The sequence below is a fragment of the Stomatobaculum longum genome (assembly GCA_000242235.1).
GTDB classification, from domain to species: domain Bacteria; phylum Bacillota; class Clostridia; order Lachnospirales; family Lachnospiraceae; genus Moryella; species Moryella longum.
Map to the genome: position 1 here is coordinate 100,453 of JH590864.1, position 23,310 is coordinate 123,762.

Sequence of the window (23,310 nt, forward strand, 5' to 3'; positions counted from 1 at the left end):
CATGAAAAAACAATCTCTTGTCGGCGGCTTCCGTATGACGGTTACATGGATCGCCGCCGCATCCATCGTGGCCACGCTGATCACATGGTCCCTTGCCGCCGCCCTGTATCTGATGGAACAGAACAGGGGCATTTACCCGGCAAACTATTATGAACTGCAGATTCCGTCCATCGATCAGTATGTGCGCGGTGAAAACACAAGATTACTGTCCCAGGAAAATGAGATGGGGCTGAAGAATTCCATCGAAGGTGACGGCATTTCCTATCAGGTCGTTGACAGCAGCGCAGCCGTCCTCTATGGGACAAATACCGACCCGATCTTCTCCTCGGAAGCAGACCTGATTAACCATCTGAACACCACAGAGGTCTATTCGGATAAGAATACATACCTGCATGTGATCCCGCTTACGGGCGAGGACGGGAAAATGGAGGGTGCCGTTGCCCTCGTTTATGAGGTGAAAATATCCGCTTCAGGCAGCGGCGGCCGATGGGTATTGGGCGTGATTGCCGTCGCCCTGTTTTCACCTGTATTATATATCATCCTGTTTACAATGTTGTTTTCCAAGCAGTTCATTAAGCGGATCAATCGGCCTTTGCAGCTTTTAATGGAGGCGGCAGGAAAGATAAAGGACAAGGATCTGGATTTCGAGATCCACTATTATTCAGAAAACGAATTGGGGAAACTCTGTACTGCTTTTTCCGAGATGCAGGAGGAATTAAAAACTTCCCTTTCCACTCAGTGGGAAATGGAACGGGAGCGTGTGGAGATGGTTGAGGCATTGGCGCATGACTTAAAGACCCCGATTTCCATTGTTCTGGCTTACACAGAATCCCTGCTGGACAGTAAAAACATGAATCCGGAAAGATCACAGCGGTATTTGTCTGTCATTGAGGAAAACGCCCAAAAATGCAGCAACCTCGTCCAGCAAATGCAGGCCGCTTCCGAGTCCGAGCAGGCCGGAAAAAAACTAGAACTCACAGAGGTGGATTTATATGAATTCCTCTCCCGGAAAGTAAAGCATTACGAATTACAGGCGAAGGAAAAAGCCGTGTCAATTGAGCTGTGTGATGATGCCAGCATATATGGTGCATATTCCCTTGATACGGACAAGCTGGATCGCATCTTTGATAATCTCGTATCCAACAGTCTGCGCTACACGCCTGCAAATGGGAAAATCCTGATCTCCGCTTCCGCAGATCAAAAAGCCATCACATATCGGGTGTGTGATACGGGGTGCGGATTCAGCAAAAGGGATTTAGAGCGCGCAACGGAACGATTTTACCGGGGTGACGAAGCCCGACAAAGCGGCGAAGGCCACTCCGGCCTGGGGCTGTATACGTTAAAACAGTTGGTACACCAGCTTGGCGGCAGAGTCGAGCTTTCAAACAGAAAGGATGGTGGAGCATGCGTACAATTCAGTCAGAAAATCTTTTGAGTGGGAACGAACAGAGTTTTTCATGAAGGGGTCAAAGTGGATTCTTTGCCCAATCTGCGGCGGAAAGACCAGGACAAAAATCCGCAAGGATACAGAGTTAAAGAACTTTCCGTTGTTTTGCCCCAAGTGCCGCAAGGAAACACTTATCAATCTAATACAGGGTAATATTACTATCATCAAAGAGCCAGACGCTAAGACGCAGAGCCGATGATCAACAGTCTATGACTGTGATCGTCGGCTCATTTCATTTATACGGAGACGGTTTGCTTATGAAAAAGGCTATGGAGAGCCAGAAACAAAAAAGCAGCCTCACAGCTGCTTTTCAGGGGCGGTATTGATAAGGGCCGTTGCAGTGGCCTTGATAACTTCCAAGGCCCTCTCATCTGCATTGAAGAGCATACGGAGAAGGTGATCGACCTCGGTATCGTCAGTCCGCTTCTCCGGGTAGAAGAAAATATCGGCAGAAACATTCAATGTCCGGATCATCCGATAGAGAATATTATAACTTGGCCTTTTCCCTTCGTTCTCGATTCGGTACAGATAGCGTTCGGAGATACCCGCTTTTCCGCCGGTTCTTCAATGCTTATTCCGGCTCTTTCTCGTGCTGATTTGACGATATGGCCCGGCGATTCAGGATTAATATGCACTCTCAGTTCACCTCCATCTATAATTTATCCTTTTCTGCCCGGTTGATAATGGCATGAGAATTCAATTATAGATGGTATAACAGTTCAAATCTTGAGAGATAAAAGCAAGACCGCCCTGTCAAAACTTCGATAGGAGGGTCTTGTTATGCGTTGGTCTCATTTTGACCATACTCAGCTCATTAAAAGCAGCTGTTTTTCCATCGGCTGACTAACAGGGCGACTCAGTTAAAAAAAGCGCTTGCGCCGCCCGGTACTCCTATGCGTCACAAGCTGAACTGTTAGTTCAGTATAAACATGAATTAAATGGCTTCTATGCACCTGTATCACGCCTTTTCAGGTTGTGGTGCGGGTGTTTTTTCATATACAGAAGGCAGCATCATTTCCACTGCCGCAGCCCTCCGAATCGTGCGAAGCCCAAAGGTTTTCACGCGATTTGGAGGTGCTAAATGGATGATAACAAAAGGAAACTATGGGTCAACGGTCAGTTCATTGAGGTTTCCGAGAAGGTCTATCAGGTCTATATGCAGGGTGATCGCAAGATGCGTTATTTTGAGATGAATTTGAAGACGGAGCGGACCATACTGGCCGAGGACGGTACTGTGCAGCAGATCATTCCCGGCCGGGAGGATTCTCTGGATCGGTTGATAGATGACAATGCCGGACAATTTTCGGATGCCGGTGAAAGTGTGGAGGATGCCGTACCTCGCAAGCTGGCTGAAGATGAGCTGCACCGGGCGTTGGAAAAGTTGACCGATGAGGAATACTGGGCGTATGACAGCACTTCTGCATCCAGTTATTCCGAGAGCCTAAGGCAGGTCAAGTACGGCAGGAACAAGGATGGGGAAAAGCTTTTGCAGATCAATCTGGCCCTGATCTTCGGAGAAAACTCCGGCCTGCCGTTCTAGAGGAATCTCTCTTTCCTACAAGCAGGAAGTCATGGATTCCGTCCGAGAGAGATATGGATTCTTTGTCCTGATCAGTAACGAAGTGAAAGATCCGGTCACGGCACTCCGCCTATACAGGATGCGCGATGTCATCGAAAAAGCTTTCCGGAACATCAAGGAGCGTCTAAACCTGCGCAGAACATTAACTTCTTCCGAAAGTTCACTGGAAGGCAAGTTTTTTGTTGAATTTGTGGCACTGATTTACCTTTCCTACATCAAGAAAAAGATGGAGGAAACAGGATTATTTTCAAGGTATACGATGCAGGAACTTCTTGATGAGCTCGATGTCATCGAATGCTTCCGGGAACCCGGAAAGGCAGCAATTCAGGGCGAAGTCCTAAAGAAGCAGGAACAAATATATCGCGATCTCGGCGTGGAGCCGCCGCTGGCAGCGCAGGAGATGAAGTAACTCTCAATCTACATAGTTATGTGCTGCGGGAATCCGGGCTGTATGTCGATGCTCCATCAACAACAGATAAGGCAGTCCATGAGGCTACCTTTGCTTTGAAAAGCAATAACGAATATACATACACCGAGGATGAGATTGACCATTTTCTGCCACCAGCATTAAGAGGGGGAATAAATTAAGGCGTGTCATTATCAAAAGACTTCGAGAATTTTTGTAAAGCTATCCGGCTGGATAATCTTTCGGACATGGAGAGTACAGCCGGTGATATCGCAAAAAAACTGAATAATTACTATTACGAACTCGATGGAGACTCAGAATCACACATGTATATTGTTGGTTCCATTGGTCGTAAAACTGCTATTGCCGGAAGCAGTGATTTGGATATCCTATTTAATCTGCCAAACAGTGTTTATAAAAAGTATGATAATTATAAGAGTAATGGTCAATCAGCGCTAATTCAAGACGTTAAAAAAGCAGTTCAGGAAAGATATCCAAATTCAGATATTAGTGGAGACGGGCAGGTCGTTGTTATTGCCTTTAATAAATATACCGTCGAATTGGTGCCTGGATTTAAACAGTCCGATGATAGATTCAAGTATCCGGATACTCATGATGGTGGCAGTTGGAAATACACAGATCCTTTGAGCGAACAAGATGAATGTGAGAATTGCAATTCTGATTCTAACGGAACGTATTATGATTTCTGCCATATCTTGAGAAGCTGGAAAAATACCATCGGATTTGAGATGGGCGGGCTGCTGATAGACACACTGATATATAACTTTTTTCAGGAAAATGAAGACTTCAAAGATAGCTCTACAGATGATTACCTTAAGATTCTGACAGATCTGTATAAGTATCTCGAAAATCAGAATCCAGATCAAAGCTATTGGCTTGCTGTTGGAAGCAACCAGCAGGTTAGCAATACCGATAACGGAGCCTTTGTTTCCAAGGCGGAAAAAGCCATATGACAAACTTGAAGGGACGACAAATGCCACTCCTGAAATAAATGACACGCTTCGGGAATTGCTTGGGAGTGATTTCCCTAAGGCTGAAGAGCAAACGAATCGGAGCGCAGGATATTCACAGCGTATACTGAAAACTTTTGACAGAGGTGCACCTTCTGAAAAATTCATAGAAGAGCTTGTACCTGTTGATATTCGCTACAGTCTACGAATAGACTGTAAAGTTACTCAAGATGGGTGGAGGCCTTTCCTGTTAAGAACACATAAAGGACTCCTACGACATAACAAGAAACTTGATTTTTATATTTCGTCAACTAACTGTCCCCGTCCCTATGATATATGGTGGAAAGTCAGAAATGTTGGTTCTGAAGCTGAAAGAAAGAATATGATTCGTGGTTCCATAGACAAAACAAATGACTCTCACCACAAGGAGCACACCGACTTTGCCGGTCCTCATTATGTTGAATGTTTTCTTGTGAAAAATGGAGTTTGCGTTGCAAGAGATCGAATAGAAGTACCTATCGGATCAGTTTAATACTTTTCAAATGAATGACCACATCGCCGTAGAAGTAGAGCTGCAATGTGAAATATAACGTGACATATCCGTAACATCACTGCTATAGCCATGTGTCATTAGGGAGATATCAAAGCGCATCCAGGGGAATACAATATTGAGAACCCGGATAAGAACATTGATTTCCGCAGGATGCAGAACCTGAAGGTCTGGTTTAAGAACAATGCGGTCAGTCTGACCACTGATCTCTCTGACATCGAAGCATGGCATGGTGGAGACATCGTGATCTTCAATAATCACATAGGAGTCATTTCAGACAGGAGGAATAAGGACGGCGTGCCCTATGTTTTCCATCATAATGACCCATTTCAGAATTCTTATGAAGAGGACATACTGGAGAAACGAGACGGCATGGTCGCTCATTATCGGATCACGGAGTAATGCAAAGAATGAAGAACAAAAATACTAAAGGCCGTCTGCTGTTCCTGCTCCGGTATCTTCAGCAGAATACGGATGATCAGCATCTGGTCACAACGCCGGATTTGCTTTCAGTATTGGAGTCCGCCGGTCATCAGGTTGATCGGAAGACGCTCTACGATGATATCAATGTTCTGAAGGAAGATTTCGACATCGATATTATTACGGAGAAGCACCGCGGAAACGAATATTTCATCGGCGGCAGGGAATTCGAGCTGTCGGAGCTGAAGCTCCTGATCGATGCGGTGGCGTCATCAAGATTTATTTCCGCAAGGGAGAGCCGGAAGCTGATCGACAAGCTGTCCTCACAGGTGAGCGTATGGCATAAGGAGGACCTGGAGCCACGCATTACGATCGGCGAGAGGATCAAAGCGCCGGTGACAAGGATCTATTACACGATTGACACGCTGAACTCTGCAATAAAGCAGAAGAGACAGGTCAGTTTTCAGTACGCGGAATACGATTCCAGGCGACGGAAAGTCCTCCGGAATGGCGGCGAAGTTTACACGAACAGTCCCTACGACTGCCTCTGGAATGATGACAAGTATTACCTGATCGGGTATTCCGAGAAGCATCAGGGCCTTGTGACGTTCCGGATTGACCGGATCGTGAACCTGGAGATTCTGAAAGAGAAGAGCCTGCCGAAGCCTAGGAATTACCGGATTTCGGATTTTGCAAATAAGGTTTTCAGGATGTATGACGGCACGCTGCAGAAAGTGGAGCTTTCCTGCAGAGAGCCCATGATGAAGCAGCTGGTAGATCACTTCGGCACGGATTTCGAGGTCCTGCCTGCAGAAGAAGGATACTTTACTGCGAAAATAAAAGTATCCGTAAGCTGTACTTTTTCAGCTGGCTATTTCAATTCGGCTGTGATGTCCGGATCATCGGACTGGAGCAGGTGAGGGAGCAGTACCGCCAGATGCTGGAGGATGCGCTCCGGGATTGAGAATGAGAAACTGAATGATCCAAGATTGTATGAGCTGGGAGTAATATTTCCCAGCTCATTGCTTTTAGAACAAATGTTCTTGACACCTGAAACGAATCAAATATAATGAAAATCAGGAAACGAAGCAAACTGCTTCCTTTAGAAAGGAGCGGCGTAATGAGACATAAATCCGAAGTCATCATGCAGTCGATTAAGGATTATGCTGAGAAATTCATTCTGAACCGCCGCCGTTCTCCGTCTACGACGGAAATCGCTGATGCTGTCGGGATTGCCCGCGGAACTGCTTACAAGTATCTGGTCGCCATGAATGAAAAGGGGCTGATCCGGTATGATGGAAGGCAGATCATCACGGACAGGACCGAAAAAGCCAGCACGGAACTGACAAGTGTGGCGATCCTCGGTTCTGTCTCCTGTGGCAGTCCTCTCCTGGAGGAAGAGCATATCGAGGAATACGTGCAGCTGCCGGTCTCCCTGTTTGGCAGAGGGAGCTTCTATATCGTAAGGGCAAACGGTACGTCCATGATCGATGCAGGTATCAGTGACGGGGATCTCGTCCTGATCCGGCAGACAAAGGATGCCGAAGATGGCGATATCGTTGTTGCTCTTGTCGATAATGAGAACACGCTGAAGCGGTTTTATCGGGATCAGGAGAACCATTGCATTCGGCTGCATCCGGAGAATAAGAGCATGAAGGACCTGATCGTCCCAGAATGCGAGATCCAGGGTGTAGCTGTCGATGTGATCAAGGCTTTAAGGTAAGCCGATGACCATATCTGCCGTTCCGCATTGTGTGGTGTTTGGCAGCACGTCGGAAAAGCCGGTGCGGAAGAATTCAGGAGGGAGTTCTTTCCCTTTCTTCTTTCTGGAAGTAACGTTGGTTTTGGATCGAAAACGGAGGGAAGATCTGATTATGAGAGAGATGGAATCCAGAATGGGCTACATTGCCAGTTGCTGCTATTGTGGCTCATTCCTTCAGGAAACCAAGGGAGATTGCTGCACGAGGGTGATCTGTCCTAAGTGCGGCCGGCAGATGGTTGTGATTATCAGGAAGGGGAAGGTGACAACGTTTATGGACCGGAGAAGCGAGACAAGGAGCGAGGCAGATCCGGGACAGGAGAATGAGCAGTGCCTGTGGCTGATTCATTATGACCGGATCAGCAGGAGCGGTACCAGCAACCATAGCACTTCGATGGTGGCTGAGAAGAGGATGGAGTATGGGAAGAGGTCCTGAGCAGAGGACCGTAGAATACCTGCATCCTGAGGACAGGAGGTTCCTGGGATAAGGCATTAAGCATTTAAGACAATTTCATAGAGTGAGATTTTCTGCGGGCGCTGCTGAACCGGCCGCCGGTCTCTGGAGAAGAACTGCAGCTTACACTGGAAGTGCAGTACAGAGGCCACCGGCGTGAAAAGACGATACGGAGGAGCAGGGCGCAGGAAATCAAGAGTTTTTGCCAAGAGCTGAACTATACGGTTGGGCATATCAATGTGCCCGGGCTGAGCGCGTAGAGAAAATGAAGCGCCAGCTGTGCGACTTAAAAATGTAAAGAGGAGCCTGCAAAACGGAAGCTGACCTGAAGAGATGTTATGGACATCTTCAGGCTTCATGCAGATGCGTTTTGCAGGTTCCTTTTTTGTACCCATTTTTCGGGGAAAATCTCGCCCTCTGGTATTCCTGCACTCTTTTCTGGAAGGCTTCCGTTCTGGAAGGCACCGGAAAGGTGCAGGAATGAATCAGAAGAACACAAAGATCAATACAAATACCATGGGAGGAAGAATCCGGGCACTGCGGCTGCAGAAGGGATGGTCCCAGGAGGAGCTGGGATTCCGAATCGGGGTGAATAACAAGTCCGTGATTTCCTTTTACGAGAACAACAGCAGGGCGGTGAGTCTGCCTGTTCTGCAGATGCTGTCCAGGGAGTTCGGGACGACGCTGGACTATCTTGTGAATGGCACGGAACCAGCGCTGAATGGGATGGATCCGGACATCCTGATGGCAATCAAACTGCTGAAAGACCTGAAGACAGAGAAGGGAAGAAAAGTGGCGATCGAGCATATACGGTTGGTGGGGATGATGGAATAAGTATTATCTACCTATTACTTCTTTTGCATCCAGGGAAATTCTTTGTTGGAATTTATCGCCTTTATTGTAGGATACCCGTATTCACTTAGATTCTGCAAAATATGATCTTTGGCATAAGGCAGAAATGGCACTATCACATACTTGTATTTGCCGGCATTTCGGGTTACTGCAAATAAAAAATTACCAAGTTATAAAATCCCAACAATATCCTGCCTGCGTACACGAATCTGATTAACTTGAAGTTCGCTCTCGGATATACAAACCATCGTCTTTTCAGGCAGGTTTCGCATTAGTCTCTTCTTGGCCAGGAGAGGTAGCAGCAACATAAGAAGAGCTGCCGCAACAACAAATATCAGTGCAATGATTCCGACGATCTTATTTGGATTATCTTCAAGCCGCATACTGAAATAATTGGTGTTAACCCTGATCAGCGATATACTTATCACGAACATCGCAGCAAGGCAGACCCATATAGTCAGTCTTTTTCTGGTCGGTAGTATTTTGAAGGCTCTGTCATACAACTCTTTTCTCTCTTCTGAAGAGATATCAACTTCAGTCTTATCCAAGAATATTTCTCCTTAACATTTGCTCACGCATTGAATTCAGTTTTTCAATCCGTGATCCTTATAAATGCGCTCCGCGCAGGATCATTGCCTGCGCTCTCAGTATACCCTTTGAAATAATCCAATCCAAGTTTTTGGAATGAACTTCTGGATTTTCTGCTTCTGAATCTTCTGATCTCGGAAGTTTACAGCTTTGCTAACCCAGTTTACAGATTTGGTAACGAGATAAATCCGAAGATAACCTAATATAATCCATGTCAGACAGATATAAACATGAAGCAGCGCGCGGCTGCGGTGTCACCACATCAGAAACTGGAGGATGGAGATGGCAACTGGAGCAATCAGAATCGTGGACGAATATGCCACGGCAAATATTAAGGAAAGAATAGAGATTATCCTGGACAACTATCCGAACTTCCTGGAGATCATGGACGGCTTTGAGGAAAGTCTCAAGTACCTGATCATCAATGGAAGAAAGATGGCTAAGCGCAGGAGCAGGGGAGACCTGGGGGTCAGAGTGCAGACGTCCGGCTTTAGTGATCCGACAGCTAATGCAGCGGTAGACAGTGTCATGCTTACGGAAGCAATCCGGAGTGGAAACATGGATGCCGAGCTGAAGGGGATCGAATGTCCGGAGCAGTATCGGAAGGAGGCAGAGGTGATCCGTGAGATGAGAGATGATTATTTTCTCGTCAAAGCCCAGATCAAGACGCTTCCCTGGCAGGATTACAGGGTCCTGGATTCCTATCTGAACGGATCTCATGATCTTGTGAAACTGGCAGAAGAAGCAGACTGCACCTATGACGGAGTGAAGAACCGGCTGAAGAGAGCCAGGAATCGCATCCGTAAATCAACAGCACTTTACCTGGAAAGAAAATACGAGAACAACTAACGGAGGATAAGACAATGAGAGCAAGAAAAGAAGTCATTATGGCCAACATGGGAAGAACAAAGAAGTTCGTCAGATACAACGAGGGGGCTCAGCTCTACAGCATGGGAGTCTGCAAGTTCAGACAGCTGGCCCATGAAGCAGGTGCGGTCTACAAGGTGGATAAGATCGCATTGGTAAACACGGAGAAGTTTGAAAAGTATCTGGAAGGCTTTGCTGAAGCCTGAATGTAAAGGCATTAAGACAGAGTAACACGAAGCACTACAAAGAGCTGCGACTGATAGAAATTCCTTGCAATTGAGTTTCCAATAAGCCATAATAAGGGATGTGAAATTGTCTGAAACCTTATAAGTCGCACCTCTTTGATCTTTAAGGAGGTTGACATGGCTCAGTCAAGAAAGGATGCCCGCGGCCGAGTTCTTCATAAGGGTGAAGTTCAGAGGTCCTCGGATGGCAGGTATCTTTACACATACACGGATCCACTGGGAAAGCGCCGTTATATCTACGCCAATGATCTGTTGTCCCTTCGGGAGAAGGAAAAGAAGCTGATCAAGGATCAGCTCGATGGTCTGGACCGTTACGCTGCGGGAAGGGCTTCGGTCAATGATATGTTTGACCGGTACATTTCAACGAAATACAACCTGCGGGATAATACCAGAAGCGGATATATCTACATGTATGACCGCTTCGTCCGGGAGGATTTCGGGAAGCATAAGCTGATCGATATCAAGTACTCGGACGTATTGCAGTACTATTTTTATCTGCTGAATGAAAGAAATCTCGCACTGACTACTCTGGATTCCATCCACTGTATTCTTCATCCGACGTTCCAGCTCGCTGTCAGGGATGACATCATCCGAAAGAATCCTACGGACGGAGTGATGGCGGAGGTCAAGAAGAAAACAGGGATGCACAGGAACATCCGGCATGCCTTAACAGTGGAGCAGCAGAGAGCCTTCATGGATTACATGGCGAATCACCCCGTGTATGTCCACTGGTGGCCGATCTTCACGATCCTGCTTGGAACCGGATGCAGAATTGGAGAAGCACTTGGGCTTCGGTGGCAGGACCTGGACTTCGAGAAAGGCATCATCACGATCGACCATGCCCTGGTCTACTACAAGTCTCAGGAGTCAGGAGACTGCAGGTTACGTGTTTCGAAGCCGAAGACGGAAGCCGGTATCCGGACGATCCCGATGCTCGATGTAGTGAGGGAAGCTTTTCAGATCCTTCAGGACGAAGAAATCGAGAACGGACCGAACCTGCAGGAAATCGACGGCTACAGCGGATTCATTTTCCAGAACCACTTTGGTGAAGTGCCGAACCCTGGAGCAGTCAACCGGGCTATCAAGCGTATCTCGGATAGCTACAATGCGGAAGAGATTCTGGATGCAAAGAAAGAAGGCAGGGACCCAATTCTTCTTCCTAATTTTTCCTGCCACCACTTAAGACATACCTTTGCGACCAGGCTTTGTGAAGCGGAGAGCAATCTGAAGGTGATTCAGTCCGTCATGGGTCACAAGAACATTGAGACTACGATGGACATTTATGCGGAGGCGACTGACCGCAAAAAGAAAGAGAGTTTTAATGTTTTAGCAGACAAGCTTGATAACGTGTTTTGAGAAAAGCGACTCTGCAACAAAAATTCTCTCTACAACAAAATTGCAACAAAATGTACTTTTCGGATATCTTCGGTCACCCGATGATAGCAAGGAGCCAAAGATACGAAAACTCATAGCTTAGAAAATGTTAGTACGGTGATAGCATGATTCCGAATGTAATCCCGACCATGAAGACCATGAAGGCCGAGAACAAAGAAGCACATGGCGAGAGCGAAGGCAAGGTGGAAGAGGCAAGCGGCTTCTTTACCCCGAACGAGAAGATCGATTTCAGCGGGGTTAAGATTGAGCCTCTGTTCGAGGATCAGGTGGATTTCGAGACCTTCTCGAAGAGCGCTTTCCGCGCGGTCAAGGTAAAGGACTGCAAGGCAGTGCCGAAGTCGAAGAAGCTCCTGCAGTTCACCTTAGACGACGGAACCGGTACGGACCGCACGATTTTAAGCGGCATTCACGCCTACTACGAGCCGGAAGAGCTGATCGGAAAGACCCTGATTGCAATCACGAACCTGCCGCCGCGCCCCATGATGGGCATCGAGTCCTGCGGCATGTTGCTCTCTGCGGTCAACGAGCGCAACGGGGAGGAAGAGCTTCATCTTCTCATGGTGGATAATCATATCCCGGCGGGAGCGAAGCTGTACTAAAAAATGGAAAACTAAAACATACCGAGAGAGATATGCCGATTCAGAACAATCTGAGGAAGCGTATCTCTCTTTTTGCGGGGGAATATGTAGGCGATAAGGCAAAGAACTCAGTGAAGCAAAGAACTCGGAATTTATTATCTTAATAGTATTGATGCGTGTTGCATTTCTGATTGGGTTTAATATACGAATTCCATTCGAGTTAATACTGGTTTTTAAATTACCGCTAAAGTCAATATTTATATGTGAATCGGTTTGTGCTACCATATATATGGAACTTTCTTTCCTGAAAGGAATCTGATTATGACAACAGCTATTTTTTCTAAAGTACAAGTTGATATGGGTCAGTTCTACGGTCGAGTCAGCGCACGAATTTTATTGAATGTGCCGCAAAGAGAATTATCCTATCAGGCCTTTGATGAAAAGCAGGAACTGAAGAACAGCATCGGACTTGTTTGGGATGAGACGGAAATGCAGTCCTTACTCCCGTTTCTTAGAACCGAATTGTTTGAGCCGTATCGGGATTGCGAAGATATGCATGACGAAGTTGGCTATCTGGAGGAGTCGTGGAGGATGTTTACCGGGATATCGGACTCTCATGTACCGATGATTCGCCTACGCATGAATGTTATTCATGACTTTGCACATCGGTGGCCCACGGAACTGCTATATGAGCAAATTGTTCGGGTCATAAGAGCGAGGAATGACAGAAGATTTCGGAAAATAGTTTTGTAGTCTGCCTTTCGGATAGATCGGTGAAAAGACAGGCGAGCGGATTATTTTAACTAGTGACTTTACATGGAGCGCGTCGGAAATAAACATGACTATCAGTACCGGAAGTGTCTGCATATACAATGTGAGGCTGGAACTATGCTGATTATTGGGAGTAACCTTGTTGTTGAAATCTCGAGGTCGCCGAAGCCGGAGATTGATTTGTGAAGGGCGCGATTCAGGTTCAAAAATAGAATGAGAGCTATGCCGGGCAGTGTTCGCTGCAACGGCATAGCTCTCGGTTTTTAGTACTCCATACTGATACCCTTTTTTCTGCCGTGTCTCATCACAAAGTGAAATGCCGATAGACCGGCGAAAAGATAGGCGAGTGAATTAAGTACGAGTAGCCCGACATCAAAAATGGGAACCATGTTCCCTTCGATGATGCTGCGTGAAATATAAATGCCCTGTGAAAGCGGCATAATATAATAGGCGAAGCCTTGAATGTTGCTTCCATCTACCACTCCCGAAAAGAACAAGAGTAAATAGCTTGCAATGGATATGAACGAAGCGGTTTTGGTAAAGATCAGTGTTAAGGCCGAAAGAAAATAGGATATTCCGACGAGCCCCAGCATAGTAATCGCAAATATGGGGAGAACCATCCATGAGAAAGCCATGGGGATAGAAAACAATACATGAATTGCGGACATGACCAAAATGATTTCGACGGACTGAAACAGCAACCAGCAGACTGCTCTGCAAAATAAAATGCCGGAGAGAGCGGTGGGCTTTATTAGCAACTGTTCAAACGTTCCGCTCTGTTTCTCGGATGAAATCGCCATGGAAGATTCGCCGATGATGCCGTTGGCGTAAAACCAATACACGAAGCCTATGTAATACGCAGAGTTGGGGCGTTCGGCAGAGTTTGAGAACAGTTTGAAGAAGCCGACGAACATGATAAAAAGCACGAATAAGTTGACGATGTGATCCGGATAATAGCATTTCGCTTCCAAATAGTACTTTCGCAACTCAGCGGTAAAGCAACGCCTTATCTTAGCCATGATGATTCCTCCAAAAAAAAATGAGAACCTCCTCCAAGGTCGGTGTTTCCGGTGTGACAGCTATGATTCTTATCTGCTTCTCTGCACACATTTGTACGAGAGAGTACGCAAAAGCTTCCTCGGACTCGGAAAGGCTCAAATGAATTTGTTTTTTTTCTTCATGGATACGGATTGCTTCCGAGGGCATAAGAGATGCGAGCGCCTCAATGGTTTCTTTCGTATAGGGCAAGGTGTATTCCGTACGTTGTTGTCCCTTGTGCGCGTTTACGAGAGCATCGACGCTACCCTGATAGGTGGCAACGCCGTTTTCTAAGATGATGAGTTTATTTGTAAGGCGCTCCAATACATCTATCTGGTGTGTCGTCAGAAAAACAGTCGTGCCCTGTTCTGACATCTTTTGGATTTCAGAAATAACACTCAACTTCGTTGTTAAATCCAAGCCTAAGGTGGGCTCATCCAGGAACAGAATTTTAGGGGAATGAATGAGTGCTGTCATCAAGGCGACTTTTTGCTGCATTCCTCTGGAGCAATAGCCCACTTTTTTGTTCTCGTGCCCCTGTAAATCCATAATGGAGAGCAATTCCTCTGTCCGGTTTCGAATGACGTTGTCGGCCAGACCCATTAAGCGTCCGTAATAACGCAAATTCTCCTTGGCAGACATATACCAATACAAATTTCGATTCCCTTCAAGTACGGCACCGATATTCCTAAAATAATCATTTCCGGCGTGTTCGATGTTTTTGCCGTTATAGTATATGTTCCCGGAGCTTGGCGTTAATATCTTTAACATCAGTTTGATAAAGGTGCTTTTTCCGGCACCGTTCGGCCCCAGAATCCCGTAAATTCCGGGTTCACTTATCTCAACACACAGATTCCTGAGTGCGGTATGATTCCCAAATGACTTCGTAAGTTGATCAACACAGTAAATCATTCGCGTCCTCCGCTGTCTTGCCAAGGGTTGTATCCGATTCGATTTCATGTGAGATGTGTTTATAAAACACCACCATGAATGTAACACAAACCGGCTTTCTTATCTACGATTCACATGTGGTAATTTTTTGAGTAAACAATTTTGAATCGGAATTATCATAATGCGCATTGCGACTTTCAGAAGCTAACGATAAAATTTCATGGTAAGAAGGACAAATAGAGAACCGTTTGGTCGACAATTAATAAAAGCGTCATGCTTTACCCATCACTACGATACGGCTCTTATGTGAGGCTGTCAGAGTCGGAAAGCCTGCGGAACCAGCTTGCAAAAGCAGTTACATGTATATATCAGAAGTATGAGGAGTGAGCGGATATGGAAGCTGCGGAACGAAATGCGGAAAAGCACATCAATCAACTATTGAAGGATGTTCGGAGAATGATCGTTTATGATCGGGCGGAGCGGTTTCGACAGGGGAAAGAATTCAATATTTTTAGGGTACAGCGCATTCTGAATGATGAAGTGAAAATATGCCGTTTGATTCGCGAATTGTTGGATCCAAAGGGAAGCCATGGACAAGGCAGCGTTTTTCTACGACTGTTTCTGGAGACTTTAGGATGGGCAAAGATTCGGCAGATTGCGGGCGAGGACTATGATAAGGCTACGGTTGCGGGTGAGGTACTCATCAAGAATGATCGGCGCATCGATCTTCTAATCAGGATAGGCAAGTACATGCTTCCGATTGAGGCAAAAGTTTACGCGACAGATCAGGAGTGGCAATGTTCTGATTATTATAACTTCGCTGTCAGTTATGATCCGGATGTCGTCATCTATTACCTTACCCCGGATGGGCATGAGCCCTCGGACAGCAGTAAAAACGGGTTGAAAGACGCGCAGATTCAGTGTATTTCGTTTGCCAAAGAAATCATTGATTGGCTGACGACCTGTATCAAGGCGGATGCGTTGGAACAGATCCATCCTGTCAGAGAGATTCTAATCCAGTTTCGTGAGATATTGAAACAGCTGACGGGAAAGGAGGAAGGAAAAGTGGCGATGGAAATTATGAATCAAATCTCATCTTCAAGAGATAATTTCGAAGCTGCGGAGAAAGTCGCGAGTGTTCTTGCGGCTGTCAAAGCGGAAAAAATGATTGAGATCTTTGATCATATCAAGCATTACATGGATCAACAGGGATATTCAAAGTATCTTGTTCATGAGGCATATAGAGATGAGGCAAACCAATATTATAAAAGCAAAAAATTAAGCTGGCCGAGCCTAAATTATTGTGTGCCTGCAGCTGAATCCGAGATAGGGGATAAAATTGCTCTACGTTTTGAAATCGGAACGAAGCTTTATTTCGGTATCGTCCCCTGGGATCCGGTCGAAAAAAAGAACTGGAAGCCCGAGAGCCGCGACGGAGACACAGAAACATATGTGTTTGAGCCTCTAATGCCTGTCAAAGTTGAGGATAGCAACAATAAGCACTGGTATTGGATGAAATATATAGCGGAAGAGATTGACTTTTGGACTTGTAACAACGCCTACAAAGAGCTGTATGACAGGCGGGCTTTTCAAGAAACAATCGAGAGTGTGTTTGCTGAAATTGCGGATACGCTTGAGGTATTGATGAAAGCGTAAACGGTACCGGACTACTGAAAAGAAATTGCAAAAAAAATGCCGCTGCCCTTTCGGCACTGGCATTTCGTATCGATTCAAGGTAAGATTGACGCATACAGTTGTAAAGCACAAAAAGAAAGGAAGGTCCGGCTATATGAAGTCACACAAGTTTTTCGCATGGGCAACGGTATTCTGCTTTGTCATGACGATGATCACCGGCTATAAGAGACAGTAAGCGCGGCTTACTTCGAAGAAGAAATGACACCCGCTTGCTGTAAGGCCTCTTCCACGGCGATTGCCAGCTGATCGGCGCAGGAGGTTCCGCGACCGTCGCAATCGTTGCCTCTGAGAAGGGAGGCTGCCTCGGCCGCATCCCTGCCCTCAAGCAGCCTGCTGATGGCAGAGGTATTGCCGGGACATCCGCCGTGAAATACGACGTTGTGCAGCCGCTTGTCTTCGAGTTCGAAGCTGATTTGTTTTGCGCAGACACCGCGTGTTTGATACGAATAGCGTTTCATTTCCGAAAACCTCCTCATGTTTTGATACCTTTATTGTACATGGTAGAAAAAACATATCAAGTACAGAGCAGATCGAAGAAGAGTGTTCGATTGCTTATTTCGCTTAGGTAGAGTACAATGCAGGCAAGTCGAAGCCTCGTGGAAAGAAGGCGTGATGTGTTCGATGCTTGGCGGGTGGTATCGGCTGCTCTGCAATAGACTTCTCTTTGGCAAGAGGGAGCGGCAGAGGGGACAGTATCTTCTCTTTTGAGAAGAACAGGTGCTTCGGTTTCAAGGCGGAATCGAAGGCAACACGAAAGGAGGAATTCCTATGTCTCTTGAAGATAAGATCGATCAGCTGAAGGGTGCTGTCAAAGAAGGTGTCGGTAAGATTTCCGGCGATGTAAAGGCGGAGAAGGAAGGCGCTGCGGAGCAGGCGACCGCGAAGGCAAAGGAAGTCGCGGAAGATGCCAAGAAGGTAGCGGAAGAAGCGGCGGAGAAGGCATCCGCCAAGGCAAAGGAAGTTGCCGGAAATGTGAAGGATGCATTGGAAGGAACGCTTGACGGCGTCAAGAATATCCTGAACAAGGACAAAGAATAAGTTTGATAGGGAAAAAGCCCCTTTACCGAGCGCGGTAAAGGGGGCTTTTTCCTTTTTGGGCCAAGAAGTGGAAGGAGCCGCAGGAGATGGAGCGCTGACGAAAGGTATCAAGCGAAATCAAAGTATGCTATAACCGTATTAAGTCAGTGAAAACAGAAGCCGATTTCCGGGAGGGTCTTTCCTTGCGATACATACTTTTACTGCGTGGCATCAATGTGGGTGGCAAGAACAAAGTGGAGATGCGTGAATTAAGCGCTTTGCTCACAGCTGCCGGGTTTGAAGAGGTAGGCTCTTACATCAACAGCGGAAATCTTTTTTTCAGCAGTGCGGAAGCGAAAGAGAGTTGCATCTCGAAAATCAGAGCGTTGTTGGAAGCGAAGTATGACTTCCCCATCCCCTTTGCTCTGCTCACCAAAGAAGAATACCTAGAAGAGCGGGACGCCCTGCCGCAGTGGTGGCACGAGGAGATGGCGAGAAGAGATGTTTTGTTCTACGCCTGCGGCATGGACACGGACAGGATACGAGACTTTATCGAAAAAGCCGCTCTGTATAACGAAGTCGTGCACCTCGGGCGACACGCGGTATTCTGGGGCAAATACGATGAGGCGGAGTACCTGAAAACCATCTATCATAAGAAGCTGATGAAGCAGGCCTTTTACAGGGAAGTCACCATACGAAACGGGAATACGTATGAAAAAATTGCGGCAATCCTCGAAAACGAAACATAAGCGACTGCTCCGATGAACTGTTGCTTGTCGCTGCGCCGTCAAGGGCGCTGCAAGCGAAACTCAACCCCCGTTTGACAAATTGACAAGCAGCTTTGGTAGCCTGCAAACGTGCAAAATGGCATGCTTAAGCTATCAAAAACGGAAGGAGAACAGACATGATTTTGGCGGATAAGATTATAGATGAGAGGAAGAAGAACGGGTGGTCTCAGGAGGACTTGGCCGAGCAGCTCGGTGTATCGAGGCAGTCGGTCTCCAAATGGGAGAGCGCGGGCTCGGTGCCCGATCTCAAAAAGGTCATTCAGATGGCAGAGCTCTTTGGTGTGAGCACGGATTACCTTCTGAAGGATGATATGGAGCGGGAAAACCGGAGTACTGTCGAAACCTCCGGGAGAGATGCGGACAGTCTCCTGCGGCGAGTGAGCATGGAGGAGGCCAACGCGTTTTTGGACGCAAAGCGGGAGACAGCGCCCCGACTCGCGAATTCGGTCAGCTTGTTCACCTTAAGTCCGGTCGCATTGCTTCTGCTTGCCGGAATCGCCGAAAGTCCGAACTACAACTTGGCGGAAGGTCCGGCGATGGCAGTCGGTTTGGCGGTTCTGCTTCTCCTCACGGCGGTAGGCGTATTCATTCAGATTACAGACCGGAATAAATTGAGCCGCTTTGAATACTTGGAGCGGGAGCCGTTTGAAACCGAATACGGTGTGAGCGGCATGGTGAAGGAGAAGAAGCGGGACTACGAGAGCCGCTATTCGCTGGGACTTGCCGGCGGCACCGTGATCTGCATTGTGGCGGTGATTCCGCTCCTCGTTGCGGGCGCCATGGATGCAAGCGCCTTGGTTTGGTTTCTGTGTACGAGCCTCTTGCTCGTGCTGGTTGCGCTGGGGATAAACCTGATTGTGCGTGTCAGTACAATCAAAGAGAGTTACGACACCGTACTTCAGGAGGGGAATTACTCCAAGAACAAAAAGCGCGTACAGGCAAAGATGGGTGCCCTTTCCGCCGCGTACTGGTGCCTCACAACCGCAATCTATCTCGGCTGGAGCACTTGGACGCAGGACTGGGAGGAGTCCCGGATCATTTGGATGGTGGCGGGCGTCCTCTATGGTGGTGTTTACGGAATCATGCGGATGATGCTGAAGGTGGACGGAGACTAAAGCTATGAAGATCCAAGAAGAACTCTTTGCGCTTCGGGACGAGGGATATGCGGCATTTCAGGCAAAATTAATACCGGGCGTGCCCACGACGCGCATCATCGGTGTCCAGGTGCCGGAACTCAGGAAACTCGCGAAACGGTATTACAAGGATCCGGAACACTGCCGGTTTTTGCGGACTTTGCCGCACGACTATTACGACGAAGACTTGCTCCACGCACTCCTGATCGCGGAGGAGAAGGACTTTGCGTGCTGCCTTGAAGAGACAGAGGCTTTTCTGCCCTTCGTGGATAACTGGGCGGTCTGTGACATCTTTTCGCCGAAGGCCTTTTCAAAGCATAAAGAAGAGCTGTTAGAGCGCATCCGTGTCTGGGCAAAATCGGAAAAGACCTATACCTGCCGCTTCGGAATCGGGATGCTGATGCAGCATTTCCTGGACGCGGATTTTGATGCCGCATATTTGGAAATCCCGGCGGCGGTACAATCCGAGGAATATTATGTCAACATGATGCTCGCCTGGTTCTTCGCGACGGCGCTCGCAAAGCAGTGGGAGGCAACCATCCCCTATCTGGAAAACAAGCGGCTTGCGCGGTGGACACACAATAAGGCGATACAGAAGGCGCGGGAGAGCTACCGCATTAGCGCAGAGCAGAAAGAGTACCTGAAAAGCTTGAAGTGCTGACTTGCTTCTCCTATCAAAAGGAGTTTCACGGCGCTCTGTTTTGGGATGAGGAAGTGGCCTTCGTCTATGTCTATGAAAGGCCGGTGGGCACGGAGGCTCTGATGCTACAGCCCGAAGAGCCGGAAGCTGTGCTCCGGCAGGATTATGAGGCGGTTGCGGAGGCCGTGGCGTAGCGGAATCCCATTTACTGCGTGCCGCGCGGCGGGCTTTTACCGGTCGGAAAGCATCCGAAATATGGTAAACTGATTTCAGCGGAAAGTTGAAATTTTTACCTTGTGCATCACAGAAATGTGAGAGAGGAGTCCCTATGTTGGCAAACGGAACCAAAGCACCCGATTTTACACTGCCGGATCAGAACGGGCAGCCGAGAAAACTCTCCGAGTACCTCGGGCAGCGCGTGATTCTCTATTTTTATCCGCGGGATATGACGGCCGGCTGCACGAAGCAGGCCTGCGTATTTGCGGAGTTGTATCCGCAGTTTCGCGAGAAGGGGGCGGTGGTGCTCGGCATCAGCAAGGACAGCGTTGCCTCGCACAAGAAGTTTGAGGAAAAGTACGGCCTGCCGTTTGTGCTGCTCTCGGACCCCGAGAAGACGGTAATTCAGGCCTACGATGTCTGGAAAGAAAAGAAGATGTACGGCAAGGTCTCAATGGGCGTGGTGCGGACCACCTACTTAATCGACGAGCAGGGTATCATCGTGAAAGGCTTTGAAAAGGTGAAACCCGCCGAAAATCCGGCGGATATGCTCGGAGAACTCGCATGAAGATACTCATCTCCCCGGCGAAAAAGATGCGCGTGCAGCGAGACAGTTTAGCGCCCCGACATCTGCCGCAATATCTTTCGGAGACAGAGGAATTGCTCGCCTGGCTCAGGGCGCGCTCGTATCCGGAGCTGAAGGCGCTCTGGGGTTGCAATGACAAGCTGACCGCGGAAAATGCGGCCCGTCTCGCGGAGATGGCACTTCGAGAGGCGGACACGCCCGCGCTGCTCGCCTATGAGGGCATTCAGTACCAATACATGGCACCGGAAGTGCTCGAAGACGCGGCGCTCGCCTATCTGGAGGAGAGACTTTGCATTCTGTCCGGCTTTTACGGCGTGTTGCGGCCGATGGATGCCGTGCTGCCCTATCGCCTCGAAATGCAGGCAAAGGCAGCCGTCGCAGGACACAAGAATCTCTACGCCTTCTGGGGCGACAAGCTGCACCGTGCCGTTCGGGATGAGAGCGGCGTCATCATCAACCTCGCCTCGAAGGAGTATTCGAAGGCAATCGAGGCGTATTTACAGCCGGAGGATCGCTTCATCACCTGTGTGTTCGGCGAACTTATAGGCGGTAAGGTTTTGCAGAAGGGTATCTATGCGAAGATGGCGCGCGGGGAGATGGTGCGCTATCTCGCGGAGATAGGCGCGGAGAGACCGGAGGAGTTGAAGCGCTTTTCGCGGAGCGGCTATACCTACCGGGAGGAACTCTCCACCGAGACAAGTTATGTCTTTGCACGGGAGCCCGGAACTTACGAGGAAGATTGATTCGGGGTAGCGTACGCAAGGCTCTGAAAGAGATTGAGAAAAGCGCTTGGCGATATAGATAGCGGCAAGTCGGTAAGTTAGGAGAGAGATTAGGGGACAGGAGGGGAGTGGCATGCACTTGAACACAGAACAGAGCGTATTCCTGCTCTGGATAGCGGCGCTGAGTTGTATCGGTTTTTTGCTCTTTGGTCTGGACAAGCGGAGAGCAGTGCGCGGAGCCTGGCGCATTCCGGAGCGGACACTCTTACTCAGTGCCTTTCTCGGCGGCGCGCCGGGCGCGCTCTTTGGCATGCATTTCTTTCGGCATAAGACGCAAAAGTGGAAGTTTCGCATACCGGTGCCGCTTGCCCTCTTACTCTGGGGCTGGCTTGCGTATCGAGTATTTACATAAAGAAGAGGACAGCACATAAGTCGTGCTGTCCTCTTCTTTATGCGGTCTTCGCCTCAGAAGCTGATTTCCTCGGGCTTTAACTTATCTGCTTCTGTGATGGGGCGAAGTACTTTGCAGGGGACACCCGCCGCAATCACACCCGCCGGAATGTCTTTGATGACAGTGCTGCCTGCGCCGATAACGGAACCCTCGCCTATGCTCACACCGCCGCAGACAGTCACATTGGCTCCGATCCAGGCGCGGTCCTCAATTGTAATCGGCGCGGAAGAACCGATTCCCTCTGCCCGCTGCGCCGGATCGATCGCATGTCCCGAGCAGGCAAGACACACTCCGGGAGCAATAAAGACGCCCGCGCCGATATGCACCGGAGAGGTATCGAGGATCACACAGTTGTAGTTCAAAAGGGCAAAGCCGTGTGTGTGAATGTTAAAGCCGTAGTCGCAGTGAAAGGAGGGCTCAATAAAGGTCTGGGGGTCACAGCTGCCAAACAACTGCTGTAGGATAGCCCGGCGCCTTTCTTCTTCCCGGGGAGAGGTCTGATTGTATTCCCAGCAAAGCTGCTTTGCCTTGTCCTGTAAATGAGCGGGTGTGCCTTCGTAGCTGTTGTGATAGGGTTGCATAGATTGCATGCGTTCTAACGGCGTCATAGAGCTTTCCTTTCAGGGTCGGTTTCGCGCAGTATGGTATACCCCCGATCGTTTACCAGGACGGCTTCGTGATTGTTGAGCGGAATCAATTTCAACGAATTCCGGTAGCGCTCCAAGGTCTCGCGGGAACTCGTTTCGAAGGGATATTCCCCGATATGCGGGAGAACGGAGTGGTCAAATACATTGAGGGCCGTGTAATCCGTGAGAGCGGGCGCAAGGGTTTTATCGTCCATGATTTGGTTGTACTCAATACCGGGTGCGGTGATGATAGCACCCGCGGATTCACCGATATAGAACATGCCCTCTCGGATGCGGCGCGCAAGAAGTTCTGTGAGATGCTTCTTTTTGAGCTCCTGCAGGAGGTAAAAGGTATTACCGCCGGAGATGCAGACACAGGTTGCGCGCTCCAGCTCCTGTACCAGCACGGGTTCTTCGAATTTAGAGATATCGAGCAAATGCAGCTGATAGCCTAAGTCCTTCAGCATCGCGATGCCTTCGTCAATAAAACCGGTATACGGCTCCACATTTCCAGCTGTGGGAATAAAGGTAATTGTCTTGGAAGACAGTTTGGAAAGATAGTTCGCCGTGATTGTTTTTGTACCGGCAAGATAGGATACAAGCAATAGTTCCATTCTAAAACCTC

32 protein-coding genes and 1 pseudogene are annotated in these 23,310 nt (G+C 48.2%); 25 read left to right on the plus strand and 8 right to left on the minus strand.

The window, feature by feature from the left end; translation table 11 throughout:
- Position 1 precedes the first annotated feature (1 nt).
- Complete coding sequence (locus HMPREF9623_RS08965; RefSeq protein ID WP_009533567.1) at positions 2-1,435, plus strand: sensor histidine kinase; 1,434 nt, start codon at positions 2-4, stop codon at positions 1,433-1,435.
- A 22-nt stretch (positions 1,436-1,457) separates the two neighbouring features.
- Positions 1,458-1,646 (plus strand): cysteine-rich KTR domain-containing protein, encoded by a 189-nt coding sequence (locus tag HMPREF9623_RS08970; protein ID WP_009214000.1) that lies wholly within the window; start codon positions 1,458-1,460, stop codon positions 1,644-1,646.
- A gap of 98 nt (positions 1,647-1,744) precedes the next feature.
- Here the strand turns inward: HMPREF9623_RS08970 and HMPREF9623_RS12270 are convergent, their stop codons facing one another.
- Positions 1,745-1,990, minus strand: coding sequence for a helix-turn-helix domain-containing protein (locus tag HMPREF9623_RS12270; RefSeq protein ID WP_083826802.1), 246 nt, complete (start codon positions 1,988-1,990; stop codon positions 1,745-1,747).
- A gap of 538 nt (positions 1,991-2,528) precedes the next feature.
- Here HMPREF9623_RS12270 and HMPREF9623_RS08975 point away from each other — a divergent pair.
- The 8 genes from HMPREF9623_RS08975 to HMPREF9623_RS09005 all read left to right on the plus strand — a co-directional run bounded on the left by HMPREF9623_RS08975 (position 2,529) and on the right by HMPREF9623_RS09005 (position 7,568).
- The gene (locus tag HMPREF9623_RS08975) at positions 2,529-2,987 is read left to right on the plus strand and encodes a hypothetical protein (RefSeq protein ID WP_009533568.1); all 459 of its coding nucleotides are present in this window, start codon (positions 2,529-2,531) and stop codon (positions 2,985-2,987) included.
- A 4-nt stretch (positions 2,988-2,991) separates the two neighbouring features.
- On the plus strand, positions 2,992-3,435 hold the full coding sequence (locus HMPREF9623_RS08980; protein ID WP_456300439.1) for an IS1634 family transposase: 444 nt from the start codon (positions 2,992-2,994) through the stop codon (positions 3,433-3,435).
- 182 nt (positions 3,436-3,617) lie between these two features.
- Complete coding sequence (locus tag HMPREF9623_RS10980; protein WP_050806356.1) at positions 3,618-4,406, plus strand: SMODS domain-containing nucleotidyltransferase; 789 nt, start codon at positions 3,618-3,620, stop codon at positions 4,404-4,406.
- Positions 4,407-4,461: 55 nt separating this feature from the next.
- Positions 4,462-4,935, plus strand: a complete 474-nt coding sequence (locus HMPREF9623_RS12275; protein WP_408640652.1) for a nucleotide-binding domain-containing protein — start codon at positions 4,462-4,464, stop codon at positions 4,933-4,935.
- 108 nt (positions 4,936-5,043) lie between these two features.
- Entirely contained in the window at positions 5,044-5,355 is a 312-nt protein-coding gene (locus HMPREF9623_RS12190; protein WP_083826803.1) for a DUF1287 domain-containing protein, read from the plus strand.
- Between the two features lie 8 nt (positions 5,356-5,363).
- A complete protein-coding gene (locus tag HMPREF9623_RS08995; RefSeq protein ID WP_009533572.1) occupies positions 5,364-6,293 on the plus strand; it encodes a helix-turn-helix transcriptional regulator in 930 nt (309 codons plus the stop codon).
- A 200-nt stretch (positions 6,294-6,493) separates the two neighbouring features.
- On the plus strand, positions 6,494-7,096 hold the full coding sequence (gene lexA / locus HMPREF9623_RS09000; RefSeq protein WP_009533573.1) for a transcriptional repressor LexA: 603 nt from the start codon (positions 6,494-6,496) through the stop codon (positions 7,094-7,096).
- A gap of 151 nt (positions 7,097-7,247) precedes the next feature.
- Positions 7,248-7,568 carry a hypothetical protein gene (locus tag HMPREF9623_RS09005; RefSeq protein WP_009533574.1) on the plus strand — a complete coding sequence of 107 codons (321 nt, stop codon included), beginning with the start codon at positions 7,248-7,250 and terminating at the stop codon, positions 7,566-7,568.
- A gap of 56 nt (positions 7,569-7,624) precedes the next feature.
- Here HMPREF9623_RS09005 and HMPREF9623_RS09010 read toward each other — a convergent pair whose 3' ends face one another.
- Positions 7,625-7,981: a hypothetical protein gene (locus tag HMPREF9623_RS09010; RefSeq protein ID WP_040800281.1), complete on the minus strand. Its 357-nt coding sequence runs from the start codon at positions 7,979-7,981 to the stop codon at positions 7,625-7,627.
- Between the two features lie 85 nt (positions 7,982-8,066).
- On the opposite strand from HMPREF9623_RS09010, the gene HMPREF9623_RS09015 reads away from it, so the two are divergent.
- Complete coding sequence (locus HMPREF9623_RS09015) at positions 8,067-8,420, plus strand: helix-turn-helix domain-containing protein (protein ID WP_009533575.1); 354 nt, start codon at positions 8,067-8,069, stop codon at positions 8,418-8,420.
- A 188-nt stretch (positions 8,421-8,608) separates the two neighbouring features.
- Here HMPREF9623_RS09015 and HMPREF9623_RS09020 read toward each other — a convergent pair whose 3' ends face one another.
- Positions 8,609-8,986 carry a hypothetical protein gene (locus tag HMPREF9623_RS09020; protein WP_009533576.1) on the minus strand — a complete coding sequence of 126 codons (378 nt, stop codon included), beginning with the start codon at positions 8,984-8,986 and terminating at the stop codon, positions 8,609-8,611.
- A 322-nt stretch (positions 8,987-9,308) separates the two neighbouring features.
- On the opposite strand from HMPREF9623_RS09020, the gene HMPREF9623_RS09025 reads away from it, so the two are divergent.
- From HMPREF9623_RS09025 to HMPREF9623_RS09045, 5 genes and pseudogenes are all read left to right on the plus strand, one after another.
- Positions 9,309-9,875, plus strand: a complete 567-nt coding sequence (locus HMPREF9623_RS09025) for a hypothetical protein (protein WP_009533577.1) — start codon at positions 9,309-9,311, stop codon at positions 9,873-9,875.
- Between the two features lie 14 nt (positions 9,876-9,889).
- Entirely contained in the window at positions 9,890-10,099 is a 210-nt protein-coding gene (locus HMPREF9623_RS09030; protein WP_009533578.1) for a DUF6462 family protein, read from the plus strand.
- A 156-nt stretch (positions 10,100-10,255) separates the two neighbouring features.
- Positions 10,256-11,494, plus strand: coding sequence for a tyrosine-type recombinase/integrase (locus HMPREF9623_RS09035; protein WP_009533579.1), 1,239 nt, complete (start codon positions 10,256-10,258; stop codon positions 11,492-11,494).
- A gap of 233 nt (positions 11,495-11,727) precedes the next feature.
- Positions 11,728-12,132 (plus strand): annotated as a pseudogene (locus HMPREF9623_RS09040) (hypothetical protein); the annotation flags it as partial.
- A 300-nt stretch (positions 12,133-12,432) separates the two neighbouring features.
- A complete protein-coding gene (locus tag HMPREF9623_RS09045; RefSeq protein WP_009533581.1) occupies positions 12,433-12,864 on the plus strand; it encodes a hypothetical protein in 432 nt (143 codons plus the stop codon).
- Positions 12,865-13,145: 281 nt separating this feature from the next.
- Here the strand turns inward: HMPREF9623_RS09045 and HMPREF9623_RS09050 are convergent, their stop codons facing one another.
- Entirely contained in the window at positions 13,146-13,901 is a 756-nt protein-coding gene (locus tag HMPREF9623_RS09050; RefSeq protein WP_009533582.1) for an ABC transporter permease family protein, read from the minus strand.
- A complete protein-coding gene (locus HMPREF9623_RS09055) occupies positions 13,894-14,832 on the minus strand; it encodes an ABC transporter ATP-binding protein (protein ID WP_009533583.1) in 939 nt (312 codons plus the stop codon). Before HMPREF9623_RS09055 ends, HMPREF9623_RS09050 begins: the two co-directional genes overlap by 8 nt.
- 372 nt (positions 14,833-15,204) lie before the next feature.
- On the opposite strand from HMPREF9623_RS09055, the gene HMPREF9623_RS09060 reads away from it, so the two are divergent.
- Positions 15,205-16,467 (plus strand): PDDEXK-like family protein, encoded by a 1,263-nt coding sequence (locus HMPREF9623_RS09060; protein ID WP_009533584.1) that lies wholly within the window; start codon positions 15,205-15,207, stop codon positions 16,465-16,467.
- Between the two features lie 221 nt (positions 16,468-16,688).
- Here HMPREF9623_RS09060 and HMPREF9623_RS09065 read toward each other — a convergent pair whose 3' ends face one another.
- Positions 16,689-16,964: a TIGR03905 family TSCPD domain-containing protein gene (locus tag HMPREF9623_RS09065; RefSeq protein WP_009533585.1), complete on the minus strand. Its 276-nt coding sequence runs from the start codon at positions 16,962-16,964 to the stop codon at positions 16,689-16,691.
- 310 nt (positions 16,965-17,274) lie between these two features.
- Here HMPREF9623_RS09065 and HMPREF9623_RS09070 point away from each other — a divergent pair, with 310 nt between their 5' ends.
- From HMPREF9623_RS09070 to HMPREF9623_RS09105, 8 genes are all read left to right on the plus strand, one after another.
- On the plus strand, positions 17,275-17,544 hold the full coding sequence (locus HMPREF9623_RS09070; protein ID WP_009533586.1) for a CsbD family protein: 270 nt from the start codon (positions 17,275-17,277) through the stop codon (positions 17,542-17,544).
- 182 nt (positions 17,545-17,726) lie between these two features.
- The gene (locus HMPREF9623_RS09075; protein ID WP_009533587.1) at positions 17,727-18,272 is read left to right on the plus strand and encodes a DUF1697 domain-containing protein; all 546 of its coding nucleotides are present in this window, start codon (positions 17,727-17,729) and stop codon (positions 18,270-18,272) included.
- Between the two features lie 155 nt (positions 18,273-18,427).
- The gene (locus HMPREF9623_RS09080) at positions 18,428-19,426 is read left to right on the plus strand and encodes a helix-turn-helix domain-containing protein (RefSeq protein WP_009533588.1); all 999 of its coding nucleotides are present in this window, start codon (positions 18,428-18,430) and stop codon (positions 19,424-19,426) included.
- A gap of 4 nt (positions 19,427-19,430) precedes the next feature.
- Entirely contained in the window at positions 19,431-20,105 is a 675-nt protein-coding gene (locus tag HMPREF9623_RS09085; RefSeq protein ID WP_009533589.1) for a DNA alkylation repair protein, read from the plus strand.
- Positions 20,099-20,278, plus strand: coding sequence for an NUDIX hydrolase (locus HMPREF9623_RS10985; protein WP_050806357.1), 180 nt, complete (start codon positions 20,099-20,101; stop codon positions 20,276-20,278). Before HMPREF9623_RS09085 ends, HMPREF9623_RS10985 begins: the two co-directional genes overlap by 7 nt.
- 134 nt (positions 20,279-20,412) lie before the next feature.
- Positions 20,413-20,868 (plus strand): thioredoxin-dependent thiol peroxidase, encoded by a 456-nt coding sequence (gene bcp, locus HMPREF9623_RS09095; RefSeq protein WP_009533590.1) that lies wholly within the window; start codon positions 20,413-20,415, stop codon positions 20,866-20,868.
- Positions 20,865-21,629 carry a peroxide stress protein YaaA gene (gene yaaA / locus HMPREF9623_RS09100; protein WP_009533591.1) on the plus strand — a complete coding sequence of 255 codons (765 nt, stop codon included), beginning with the start codon at positions 20,865-20,867 and terminating at the stop codon, positions 21,627-21,629. The genes bcp and yaaA overlap by 4 nt, the downstream gene beginning before the upstream one ends.
- Before the next feature lie 112 nt (positions 21,630-21,741).
- The gene (locus tag HMPREF9623_RS09105; RefSeq protein ID WP_009533592.1) at positions 21,742-22,020 is read left to right on the plus strand and encodes a DUF1294 domain-containing protein; all 279 of its coding nucleotides are present in this window, start codon (positions 21,742-21,744) and stop codon (positions 22,018-22,020) included.
- Between the two features lie 53 nt (positions 22,021-22,073).
- Here HMPREF9623_RS09105 and HMPREF9623_RS09110 read toward each other — a convergent pair whose 3' ends face one another.
- Together HMPREF9623_RS09110 and HMPREF9623_RS09115 are read right to left on the minus strand one after the other, a co-directional pair.
- Positions 22,074-22,667 carry a sugar O-acetyltransferase gene (locus HMPREF9623_RS09110; protein WP_009533593.1) on the minus strand — a complete coding sequence of 198 codons (594 nt, stop codon included), beginning with the start codon at positions 22,665-22,667 and terminating at the stop codon, positions 22,074-22,076.
- Complete coding sequence (locus HMPREF9623_RS09115; RefSeq protein ID WP_009533594.1) at positions 22,664-23,299, minus strand: Type 1 glutamine amidotransferase-like domain-containing protein; 636 nt, start codon at positions 23,297-23,299, stop codon at positions 22,664-22,666. Before HMPREF9623_RS09115 ends, HMPREF9623_RS09110 begins: the two co-directional genes overlap by 4 nt.
- Positions 23,300-23,310: the final 11 nt, after the last annotated feature.